1 protein-coding gene (running past one end of the window) is annotated in these 13,283 nt (G+C 61.8%); it reads left to right on the forward strand.

All coding sequences use genetic code 11. From position 1 onward, the window contains the following. On the forward strand, nucleotides 1-13,283 hold the 5' end (the start) of the coding sequence (locus ON753_RS26035; protein WP_265966911.1) for a hypothetical protein. Its footprint extends 14,437 nt past the window's final position; the window shows 13,283 of its 27,720 coding nt (coding positions 1-13,283); the start codon lies at nucleotides 1-3; its stop codon lies off the right edge, out of view.

Raw genomic sequence — 13,283 nt, forward strand, 5'->3', positions numbered from 1 at the left:
GTGAATGGTGACGACGGCAAGGATGTCGTGATTGTCACTGGATCGTTGACGGCGAACAACATCACGATCAACGCGGAAAACATCACCGTCAGCGGATCAATCAACGCAACAGGAAATATCCTCCTCAACGCGGACGATTCCGACGATGGCCACATCGATCCTCCAGGCGAAGCACTGGATGGTCTGTTCGTGGCCTTACCGACAGCAGTGATCGACCTGACCGGAGGTAGCCTGACCGCGACAGGCAACGTTACGCTGACTGCCGACGCGGTCGCCAATGTCAGTGCGTCGCCATCGACGATCGGGAGCACCGTCGATGCCTCACTGATCGTCGTCATTCCGACGGCCTCGATCAAGCTCGACGGGACGACTCTGTCCGCTGCCGGGCTGTCGGCCATGGCCGCCGCAAATATTACCGTCGCCTTTGAGGACGATGCCGATTCGAGCGACACCAACACCAATGCCGATGCCGCAGTGACTGTCGTGGTCATCGAAGGCAGCGACGCCTTCCCGGATTTCCTCGGCAGCGGTGTGTCCACCCGTGTGACCGGCGCTTCGAACATCATGGTTGCCGGCGCAGTGGCGCTCGGAGCCTCAACGACACTTGATATCGATTCCATTGCAGACGGTTCGGCCGACGCTGGCGCAAAAGGTGCGACGCTCGCCGTGACCGAAGTCGGGATCGCCACTGTCGCCTCCGTTGGCGGCACCTCTTCGATCAACGCCAGAAACGGCAATAACCCGGATTCCATCGCCGTCACGTCCACGCTCAACGCCAATGTCCTGTCGAGCGCCATCTCGACTTCCGGCGGTGCCGAAAACGATGGTACGTCGAACAGCTCCGAAGATCGCCTTGCCGATCCCAACGATGACGGCAATACGACCGACCGGGCCCAGACAGACACGTCCGGCGGCAGCAATATCGATTTCGCCGGCGCCGTTTCGGTGACCATCTACCGGCCGACCACCGAGGCCGTGATTTCCACGTCAAGCAACCTGACGACCGATGGCTCGGTCATGCTCAGCGCGTCGAGCACCGACACGGTCTCGACCCTGGCGGATGGCTCCTCGACGGCGAGCAGCGGCACCGGTGTCGGCGTCGCCGTCGCACTCGGGTTCGAATTGCCGACTGTGCGTGCCTCCCTTGAAGGCGGCAACTTTACCGCATCGACCGTTTCCGTTTCGGCAATGATGGATGCGGACAACACGTTCAAGGTGGAGGCGAAATCGGGTGGCGGCGACGGGGCCGATTTCCAGTTCGCCGGTTCACTTGCCATCCACGTGCTGACCACAACCGTGGAAGCTGTCGTCGACGGTTCCGTCAATCTCAACGGTGCCGACCTGACGCTGACCGCGAACAGCATGACCAGCGCAATCACCAACGCCATTCCCAACAAAGTTCCCGTTGCCGCAGCGGACAAGGGCGTCGGGATCTCCGTCGCGCTCTATATCGGCACCAATACGACGAAGGCAGCGATCCTCGACGGTACACAGGCTTCAAACGTAGGCACGCTGACACTGTCGGCGACCGGCAATCACAAGGACGACACCAAGGCGGAAGCCGGTGGCGCCGGTGACGGCAGCTTCACCCTGGGTGGTGCCATCGCGATCGCGGTCGTCGAGAACGTCACCGAGGCGTCGATCGGCACGGGTACGGCGATGACGACGGGCGGCGCGATCAGCGCGACAGCGACCCATCACGGAGAAAGCATCGTGCTGGCGGATGGCACGGCCCTGGGCGGCGATACGGCAATCGGTGCGGCGCTGGCGTTCGGTTTTGTCACCAATCGTGCCACGGCGACGACCAAGCGCAACCTGACAGCGCCAACCGTCATCTTCACGGCCGCGGCGGACGGGTCGTCCCTGGTGACTGCCAAGTCCTCGGCCAAAGGCGAGGACAAGGGCGCGGATACGGATGCGGATTCGCAGAAGAGCAAGCAGACCGGTTTCGCAGACGATCGTTCGAACAAAACCAACGATACATCCGGACAATCGGCTTCCACCGATGACGGCATGGCCGGTGGCGACAGTGTCGGCGTTGCCGCATCTCTCGCCCTCAATGTGTCCACGTCGACGGCCGACGCCTCGGTCAACAACGTCACGATCAACAGCGACCTGACGTTGGCTGCGTCAAACAACATGGATTCCAAGGCGATTGCGGATGCATCTCAGGCCGATGGTTCGACCGGTGTCGGCATCGCGGTCAGCATCAACGTCGCGACGATGGAAAACCTCGCGGTTGTCGGATCATCGGCAATCGTCAACGGCGGCGTTTCCGCCTCCGCCACAATGAAGGCGGCAGGCGACTCAAAGCACGACTTCGAAGCGAAATCGACGTCCGGCGCTTCTGCGGAAGAAACCGGCGTCGCCGGTTCGTTTGCGCTTTCCTATGTGAACAGCGATACCCGCGCCGCGATCGAGGGCACCGTCAATGCAGGGACGGACTCTGTCTCGCTCACGGCGGCCTCGACCAGCGAGGCGACCGTTGAAGCGAAGGCCAACGCCACCGGCGGCAATACCGGTGTCGGTGCCTCGATTGCCATCGACATCAACGACCAGTTGACCGAAGCGGTTCTTTCCGATGGGTCCGTGCTTACCAATGGTGCGAATGTCACGCTTTCGGCGACCGGCTCGCACAAGAACACCATCACTGCGGAAGGTGGCGCGGAAGGCGGCGGTACAAGCGTCGGCGGTTCCTTTGCCCTTGCCGTTGTCGATAACACGACCGAGGCTTCAATCGGCACAGGCGCGACTGCGCTCAACATTTCAGGTACCCTCAACGCGACCGCTACCCATCACGGCGAGACCACGACGACCGCGGATGGCGATGCCACCGGCAACACCGCAATTGGCGCGTCGCTCGCCCTCGCCTTCGTGGACGACACCGCGACGGCCAACATCAACCGCAACACCACGACCGGCGGAGCTATCACGCTGGCCGCCCATGGCGACGGCTCCTCGATCACGACCGCAAAAGCCTCGGCAGAAGGTGCCAGTGACGACGGCTCGACGGCGGATGACCAGAAGGATTCATCGACAGGCCTTGCCAATGAAAAATCCGGCAAGTCGGACAGCTCCTCACAGTCGGCCTCCAGTGAAGGCAGCAGTGTAAGTGTAGCAGCTGCGATTGCCATCAACGTTTCAAGCTCCACCGCCGAAGCCACGGTTTCCGACGGTCGCAGTGTCACCGTAACCAGCGGCAATCTCTCGCTGCTGGCGTCCAACAACATGGACGCTAAGGCGATTGCGGACAGTAGCGCCAAGAGCGACGACGCAACGGCTGTCGGCATCGCGGTTGCCATCAATGTTGCCGACATGACCAACCAGGCCATCATCGGCACCGGCACGACCATCGATGCTGACGGTCTAGTGCTCAGCGCCACGATGAAGAATGTTGGCGGCAACCTGAAGCACGATTTCGAGGCGAAGTCCGTTTCCGGCGCCAGCGCCGGCGACATCGGCGTTGCCGGATCCTTTGCGCTCAGCGTCGTTCACACCGATACCCATGCGGTGTTCGGCCGCGGCGCCACAGGTGCGTCTACGCTCGTGCTCGGTGGCGGTGCCGTGTCGATGACGGCGACGAACACGACCGAGACCAAGCTCACCGCGACAGCCGAGGCCGTCGGCGGCGGGTCTTCCACCGGTGTCGGCGCTTCGATTGCCATCGGTATCGACATCAACAAGACCAACGCGGGTGTTGAGGACGGCAAGAGCCACGTCCTTAACGGCACTGCCTCCAGTCTGCAGGCCGCTGCAACCTCTAATCATTCCATGCCGGTTACCGTGAAAGCGGGGGCCAAGGGTGGAACCAGCGTCGGTGGTGTCATCGCCATTGCCTATGTCGATAACCAGACCAGCGCCATCATCGGCTCGGGTGGCGGCGACCTGGCGCTTACCGGCGGTGCACTCTCTGCTGTTGCCCATCACACCGGATCGCTCGTGACGATGGCCGACGCGGCTGCTTCCGGCAGCACGGCAATTGGTATTTCGATCGGCCTCAACATTGGCTTCACGGATACGGACGCGAAAATCGCGCGCAGCATCGGCGGCACGGCAGGCAGCGTCACCGTCAAGGCAACGTCGCTTCTGACCTCTACCGTTCATACCATGGCGAGCGCGGGCGGACAGGACGAGAGCGGCGACGATTCCGACAGCGAAGTCAACAAGAAGAGCGGCCAGACGAGCACCCAGTCCGGCGATGCCGTGAAAGCCCCGACTCAGAGTGGGACAGGCAGCGTCGGCACGGCCAACACCAATTCCGATACCCAGTCCGGCAAGGGGACGGGAAGCGGCGGAACACAGGTCGCGGCGGCCATTGCCGTCAACTACATGCGGGCGACAACGGACGCCTTGATTGACAACAGCGTCACCCTCGCGGCGTCCGGCGCGGTGGTTGTTGAAGTCGAGACGCAGGTAACGGCCAAGGCGATCGCGGATGCGACCGCTTTCGATTCCAACGCCACGACCGGTGTTGCCGCTGCTGTCGGCCTCAACATTTCCGAAGTCGACGCAAAGGCGCGGATCGGGAACTCCGCCAATGTTACGGGCGGCAGTGTCGCGGTTCGCTCGGTTCAACCGACAGACACCAAGAACAGTTATCAGGTGCGCGCTCTTGCTGGCGCCGCTTCCAAGGGGACGACCATCGGCGGATCGATCGCCGTCAACTACGTCGACAGCTCCAGCATCGCCGAGATTGGCAACTCGAGCACAATCACGGCGACCGCGGCCGGCGGTGTGATCGTCTCCGCGGACAGTCACAACGAGATCCAGAACCTGGCCGGCGGCGCGGCGTTGACCGCCAGCAGCAGTGCCGGTGTTGGCATCGCGGTGTCCGTGAATATCGTCAACACACTCGAAACCAAGGCAACGGTCGGCACGGGAACGACCATCAATGCGAACAGTGGCGGCGTTACCATCGAGGCGGATGCAAGCCTGGTGCCCTTCACGGAACTCATCGATCTCGACGTGATCGGGGAGGTCTCGCTCAGTTTCACCAACTTCGCCGCCGGTGTCGCGGCGTCGAGCGGCGGCGCGGCCATCGGCGGTTCGTCAAGCGTGAACGTAATGTTCGTTCGCACGACCGCTTCGGTCGGCGCGAACTCCACGATCAACGCGGACGGCAATATTACCGTCTTTGCCCATGACATGATGACCCTGTTCACCGCGGCCGGTGGCATTGGCCTGTCCGGCGGCAACGCCGGGGTCGGCATCGGTATCGACGTCAACGTCATCGACCGCGAAACCAAGGCGACCATAGGCTCTTCGGCCGACCTGATCACGACCGGGGGCAATCTCGAAGTCAAATCCGACTCCGACGACAAGCTGACGACCGTCGCGGCGACGTTCGGCCTGTCGACCAGCGGGACCGGCGTCGCGGCATCAATCAGCGTTGCTGTGTTTGAAACCGATACGCTCACCGAAATCGAGGCCGGGACAGCGCTCGACAAGACGACTCTGTCCGCCTCCGGGAATGTCACCGTTTCCGCAGACGGTGATTTCGAGCTCTTCGCCCTTGCAGGCGGCGTTGCGTTCGGGTTCGGCGGCAGTGCAGTCGGTATTTCCAGCGTCGTCCTGGTTCACCTCGACAACGTCAAGGCCGACGTCAAGGGGCATGCGTCCATCGTGACCGACGGTGCCATTGGTCTCAAGATTGAAGCGACGTCGACCGACGACGTCACGACTGTCGCAGCTGCCGGCAGCGGTTCGGGCAGCGGCGCGGCGATTGCCGGTTCCGTCGCGGTGACGGTTCTCGACGAAACGACGATTGCCAATCTCGGAGCGAACAGTTCCGTCAACGCCCTCAATGGGTCGAACGATCCGGGCGTGCGTATCTATGCGGAAGATGAGACAGATATTCTGACGATTTCCGGTTCCCTGGCGATTTCCGCCGGCGGGGCAGGGCTCGGTGCCGGCGTCAACGTTGCGACGCTCACCAAGGTGACGGAAGCGAAAGTCGGTTCCAACACGACCATCGATGCGGACGGCAATGTCACCATCGAGGCGATCAACAATGAAGATATCAAGTCCTTCTCCGTCGCTGCAGGGGGCGGCTCCAACGTCGGCATCACCGTTTCGGCGGATGTCTTCATTCTCGATCTGACGACCCGTGCAAAGATTGGCTCCAGCGCGGATGTTTTTGCCGATGGCAGCGTTCTGGTCCAGACCCAGGACGAAACCGAACTCGACTTGATCGTTGGCGGCGTTGCCATCGGCGGATCGGCAGGCATCGGCGCTTCGGCCGGTGTCGCGGTTGTCGACAAGGTCAACGAGGCCCTTATCGAAACCGGGGCAGATGTCACGGGCAAGGGCAATGATACAGTCTCGGCGCGGACTGGACGCTACGATGTGAGCTTCGCCGGTTCGGCCGCCATCGCGGGCTATGATCCCGAGGGGACATCGTCGCCAACGGCACCGCCCAAGCCCACCAAGGGCGACCTTGAAGCCGGTGCACCTTCAGGTCTCAGCCAGTTCAGCGATCTGGATCAGGACGGCACGGATGGAGATGCCGACGTCGATCCGGGCCTCACCCAGGAGCGCGTGGCAACCGCAACCGTCAACAACAGCTTCCGCGGCGTGGCCGTTTCGGCCACCAGCAAGGACGATGTCGAAACCTTCGCAATCAGCGTCGGCGGCGGTGGCAGCGTTGGTGTTGCAATCGGCGCGGCCGTCAATGTGATTGACGTAAAGACCAAGGCCGAAATCCAGACCGACGCCATGATCAACAAGGATCTGACCGGTAACGCAAATGGCGGCCAGTCCGTCCTTGTCGCGGCGGCGAGCGATTTCAATCATGTCGGAGTGGGCGCTGGTGCCGCATTTGCCGGCAGCGGTGCTGCTGCTCCGGGCGTCGACGTTTCGGTCGTCACCTTGAGCACCAAGGCGATCATCGGAACCGGTGCAGACGTTCAGGCCGAAGACGATGTGGAAGTCATAGCCACCGCAAAGGAGAAGATCCTGATCGTCTCTGCAGGCCTTGCCTTCAGTGGAACCTTCAGCCTGGCAGGCGGTGTATCGGTTCTGAGCCTCGATGCGCAGACACAAGCCCAGATCTTCGGCTCCGCCGATGTGGATGCGGGCGGTGACGTCGCCGTATTGGCGAGCGATGACACGCAATTCACCGTTGTCTCGGGCGCAGTTGGCATCGGTATCAGCGGTGCGGGTGCCGCCGGTTCGGTCGGCGTGGTTACCATTACGAAACGGACTGAAGCTTCGATCGGCGATGCTGCCGAGGTGGATGCGCTCGGCAACGGAACCGGAATATCCGGCGTCCTGGACGGAACGATCAATGGGGCCGGCGACGGCTTCGACAAGAAGGGCGCACCTGTGAACGGTGTGATCGTCCAGGCAGAAGCGTCGGAAGCAGCAACGCATATTTCCGTTGCGGGCGGCATCGGTCTTTATGCCGGTATCGCAGGCGGCGTCACGGTGACGATCATCGATTCCGACACGACGGCCGCGATCGGCCTCGGCGCGGAAATCAACAACGATGCCGCCAATTACCTGACATCGAACGGGGTCAACGGCAATCAGGGCGTGTATGTGAACGCGTCCAACAAGGTGGGCGTCACCAGCTTTGCCGGAGCGCTCGGCGTCGGGTTCGTTGGGCTCGCGGGTGCCGTTGATTTCGGCCGGATCACCAACGACACGGTGGCCGCGATCAATGCCGGGGCAATCGTCAAGGCGGCGGGCGATGTCGAGGTGGGATCCGTCTCGATCAAGAACCTGACCGGCTTCACCTTCTCCGGTGCCGGCGGTGTGGTCGGGCTGGGCGCTTCGGTTTCGGTCTGGTCGATCGGCGAAAACTTCAGCGACGGCTACGACGACAAGAGCGGTGGTAGTGGAAACGCATTGCAGGGCGATTCAGGCGATGCATCCACGGAGGCCGGAAACCAGGCCGACGACGGTGTCAGCGGCCTCGGGTCGGAGCTTGGCGGCTTCGAATCCGATGCCAACGCGAACACTGCGAATTCACGCCTCGCCAGCAAGCTTGGCGATGCCTCCAACCGGCTGAGCACCGATTCACTGAGCGGCGCGGATCTGAGCCTGATGCTGAGTGCCTCGGTGCCAGCCGAACGCGGCACATCGGCGTCCATCGGCAACGGTGACGTCAATGCCGGCAACAACATCATCGTGATGGCCGAAGAGAAGATGACGGTCGACCTGGTGCTCGGCAACGCTGCAGTGGGCCTCGTCGGCGCCGGGGCTTCGGTCTCCGTGCTCAATCTGTCGGGCCAGGTGCGCGCGAAGGCCGACGGCAAGCTCAAGGCCGGTAACACGCTGACCGTCAAGGCGATGTTCAATCAGGACGTCGACGTCACGTCCGTTGCTCTCCAGGGCGGTTTTGTCGGCCTCGGCGCTTCCGTGGTGGTCGTCAACGACACAAGCGCGGTGCGCGCCCAGATCCTCGACCATGCGGTCATTGATTCAGCAAACACCATAAATGTGCTCGCCAACTCGACCCAGGATTTTGATCTCACGACGACGGGCGTTCAGGTCGGGGCGGCGGCGGTCGGTGCCTCGTTCACGCAGCTGACGATCGGCGACGACGATGCCAACACCAAGGAAGTCGAGGCCTCCATCGGCATCAACGCCGATATCGGCAAGACGGTAGTGGTTGGTGACATCAACATCGAGGCACGGTCAACGATCGATGCCGACCTCGATACCTTCGCGATGGCGGGCGGTGCGATCGCGGGCACGTTCAACTTCGCGGTGCTCGAAATCCATACCGATACGAAGGCGGCAATCGGCGATAACTCTGAAATCTTCTCTGACGGTCTCATCAATATCGAAAACCGCATGAGCCACAATGCCTCCGCCGATGTGTTCGCCCTGTCGGTGGGCCTCGCGGCGGTCGGAACAAGCTTCGCATCGGTTGACATTCTGCCGACGGCAGATGCATCGATCGGCGGCAACGCCACGATCACGGCGGCCGGTATCTCAATCCTGGCGTCCCACGGATTTGACGAGGCGGATGCCGCAACGGACCGGGGTGCGCGCGCTTCCGCAGAAGCATCGGGAGGTGGACTGGTAAGTGGTCAGGGCGCGGCGCCCACGGCGAAATCAAACGCCGAAGTCACTGCCTCGGTCGGGGCAGGCGGCAATTTGATTATCTCCGGCAATATCGACCTGAAGGCGCGGATCCGCAACTTCGCGACGGCCGACACGGAGGTTTTCTCCTTCGGTGCTGCAGCCGTTGGTGCGACCGTGACGGAAGCGGAAGCCAACGGTTCGGCAACCGCAACCTTCAGCGGCGATGTGACGTCGGCAAACGACATCACAATCGAGGCGAAATCCTTCAACGCCGCCAGTGCAGTCGGCGAAGCCGCCGCCGGCGGTCTGTTGGGCGCGCTGACGATCAACAGCTCGATCTCGAGGGCCAATCCAACGGTATCGGCGTCGATCGGCAACAATACGGATATCGCTTCGGCGCAGAACATAACCATCCTCGCCGACGGCAGGACGGAGAGCGATGCCCGGGTCAAGGGGACCGCGATCGGCGGCCTCTTCGGGGCCGGTGCGTCTGATGCGGAGGCCTATGCGAACGCGACTGTCTCCAGCACGATTGGCGACGGATCGGTGATCACGGTCTCCGGTACGGTCACGATCTCGGCGATCGGCAAGCCGGTGGATCCGGTGAACGAAAACACCGTTGAGCGTGGGACGATCCTCGATGCGGACGATGCGACAAACACGCTGTCCGTGGAACGTCATGGTCTGGGAACCGGTGAAACAGTTGAATACGACCTCAATGGAGGAACGCTGATCGGCGGGCTCGAAGGGCCCTCCGTTATCCCGACCGAAAACGGCGTCATCTCGGTCAACCGGCAATATAACGTCATCAATGTCATCGATGGCGACGGCAATATTGATGACACGCTGATTTATCTCGGCTCGGTCTTCGACACGGCCAATGTCGATGGCGACACGGAAATCATCACCTTCGTTGGACCGCACAACTTCGCGAACGGCGAGAAGGTCGTATACTATCCGGGCGCTTCCGGTGCATTGGCCAATTTCGGCCTGACCGAAGGACAGGCCTATTACGTTCTGGTCGTAGACGCGACGCGGATTCGCCTTGTGGATACCGTCGGCAACGCCACGAATCCGGACGCGGTATTCAGTTCATTTGATGCCGTGGATGACGTCAATACAGGCACCGAGAGGATTACCATCGTTGGCAACGGTTTCGCCGACGGCGACGCTGTCACCTATAATGCACCGGACCCACAGAGCTTCGGCAACAGCTCGGTCGACGTGTCGCTTTCGAACATGATCGACATATTCAATCTCACGATCGATCCTGGTGACGCGATCGAGGAGGAGGCTGACCTCGCCCACAGTACGGGCGCGAACAACATCGTTTTCACCGAGACGCTGGCGAACGGCGACGAAGTGCTCAAGGCGCATGGATTCGAGACGGACGACGTCGTCCGCTACACGGTGACGCCACCGACGGGCAGCACGACCACTACGCCCATTCTGGGGCTAACCGAGGGCGACGACTACCGCGTCGTCAAGGTCAACGACGTCACAATCCAGCTGAAGCGCGGCGCGGCGCTGAACAACGTTCCAGTCGACTTTGTTCGCACCAATGGCTCGGCGACGGTGCAGGTGGTGCGTCTCGACGGCGGCAGCTGGGTTGCCGACGGCTTCGGGCCGGGCAACGGCGGAGAGGCCATCATCACCGACAGCTCCGGGTCTAACGGAACCTTTACGATTACGGCGGCGACCGCCAGTACACTGACGCTGTCGGGCGCCGCTTCGATCGACGCGACGATCATCAACGCCAGCATGACCTTCAACGGCGACGCAGGCGGCGACCAGATCACTCGCAACGATGGCCGCACGTGGGCTGCCGACGGCTTCACAAACGGCACCCAGTTCACGATCAGTGGCGCGGGGGCGCGCGACGGCACCTACACGATCTCCAGCGGCGCCGCGGGCAGTACAGTTACGCTGACCTCGGTGAATGCCTTCGCCGACGGAACAGACACGTCTGTGACGGCCGATCGAGGCCAGACGACCGGCGATTTCGACACACCGATCATCGGGATCAACCGCCCCGTGAATTTCGACGACTTCGACGACACGCACAACCTCATCAAGGTCGCCGACCTGCCGTTCGGCGAACTCGAGGACGAGAATACATACTATGTCGTCAAGGCGAATCCCGGCGACGATTTCTTCCAGTTGTCGCACGACGCAGCGGGTACGGACATCGTCAATCTCGGCTCGCCAAGTTTCTCCAGCCAGAGGACCGCGGACTCGCACCGTCTCGGGGAGCTTGTTGTCGACCTGACGCCGGTTACGGCAATCGACAAGCTGATCAGCATCGACGCCGAACAGGAACGCATTACCTTCCTGAACCAGAAGCATGGTTATTCGAATGGCGACGCGGTCCGCTACAGCCCGGATCTCGGTCTTGCCGACGCCAGCCTCGGCGCGGCAGCGGGCGATTTACGCTATGTGCTGGTGTTGGACGACTTCACCATCCAGCTCGTAGATTCGGCCGCCAAGGCGACGAATCCGTTCGGCAACGTCAACACGTTCGACTCCACGGATATTTCCAACAACACGATCACCATCATCGCTCACGGCCTTAATGACGGTGACAAGGTCAGCTATCTGGCGCCCGACGCGGCGGTTGCCGGCACCGGCGACGTAAGTGCGGCGTCGGATGACATCACCTTCGGTTCCAATCACGGCTTCTCGACCGGCGATCGGGTCATCTACACCGTCACCGATTACATCGACCGCACGATGTCGCCGTCGAGCGACTATGTGAAAACGCCGATCGGCGGATTGACCGACGGCGCAACCTACCGCGTGGTGGCCGTCAACCCAACGACGATCCAGCTGAAGAAGAACGATGTTGTCACGACGGAAATCCACTTCATCGAGGACGGCGGCACCCAGAAACTGCTGCGCACCGATGGCAGCAGCTGGCTGAGCGCAGGCTTTGGGGTTGGCGACAGCATCAATGTGACCAATGCCGGCTCTGTCAGTGGCAACGGCACCTATACGATCACCAGCATCGTCAACGACACGCTCACCTTGAGCGGCGGGCCCGACTTCGAGGCGACCCAGGTCAATGGGGCGTTCGACTTCATTCGCGATGCGGCCGGAGACATGATCGTCTGGACGGGCGGTGACTGGACTGCCGAAGGCTATATGAACGGTGACCTGATCACCATCTCCGGCGCGGGTGCCAATGACGGCACCTACACGATCGCCAGCATCGGCGGCACGGGCAACGACACGATCACGCTCGTTGAGATGGAGCAACTTCTCAACGATACCGGCGAGTTGGCAAGTGTCGCCCGCTCCGCGGTCAACGGCGTTACCGTGGATGAGGCCATCATTCAATTGTCGCCTGGCTCAGGTCCCGACCTGCATTCCTTCGTACGCGCGCAGAATGTCGGTATCAGCGGTCTCGTCGACAACCAGATCTATTACGTCGTCAACAAGACTGCGAACACGTTCCAGCTTTCCGCCAGCGAAGGCGGGCCAGTCATCGGCCTGACGCCGACAAGCCTTACCGGGCCATATGCCAACCACGGCGTCGGCCAGCTGGTTGTCGATCTCGCGCAACCTCAACCGGGCTCATCGGAACAGCAGCTGCGGATCGATATTACGGTGAATTCCGTCTCGCAGTCTCCTGTGCAACTTTTGACCGGGCCCGGCGGCGTCTCGCTTGACGAAGTCGCGCCCCAGTCCGGCGATGGCATTTCTTCGGCGAATGCCAAGGGATCCGGTGGTGGATTCATTGGGGTCTCCCTGAACGACGCGGATGTCCACAACAGTCCGAATGTTACGGCGACGATGAACGCCGACCTTCTCACAACATCGACGAATGTCGTGATTTCCACCTGGGCGGAAACCAACTCGACGGCGCGCGCAACCAACGGCAGCGGCGGTTTCGTCGCAATCGGCGATGCCAATAGCCGCAGCCACCAGACACTGACCAGTGTCGCGACCATCGGCGCCGATGCGCGTCTGGTTGCGGACAACAACCTGACCATCAGTTCCGAAAGCCGGGCAAACACCAATGCGTCGAGCAATGGCGATGCCGGCGGATTTGTCGGCACTGTGACACCGCGAACCGAAATCACGGTGAATTTCACCACGACGTCGGCCCTTGGCAACAATGCTGTTGCCTTGGTCGGAGGCCTGGCCCAGCTCGGCGCGAATTCACGCGTCAACCTGACCGGCAAATCCAAGGGATCCGGGATCGGCTTCGGCGGTGACGCGGATGCGCAGACCCACATCGATGTCCTAAC

It is taken from the genome of Roseibium salinum, from assembly GCF_026240905.1.
Taxonomy (GTDB): Bacteria; Pseudomonadota; Alphaproteobacteria; order Rhizobiales; family Stappiaceae; genus Roseibium; species Roseibium salinum.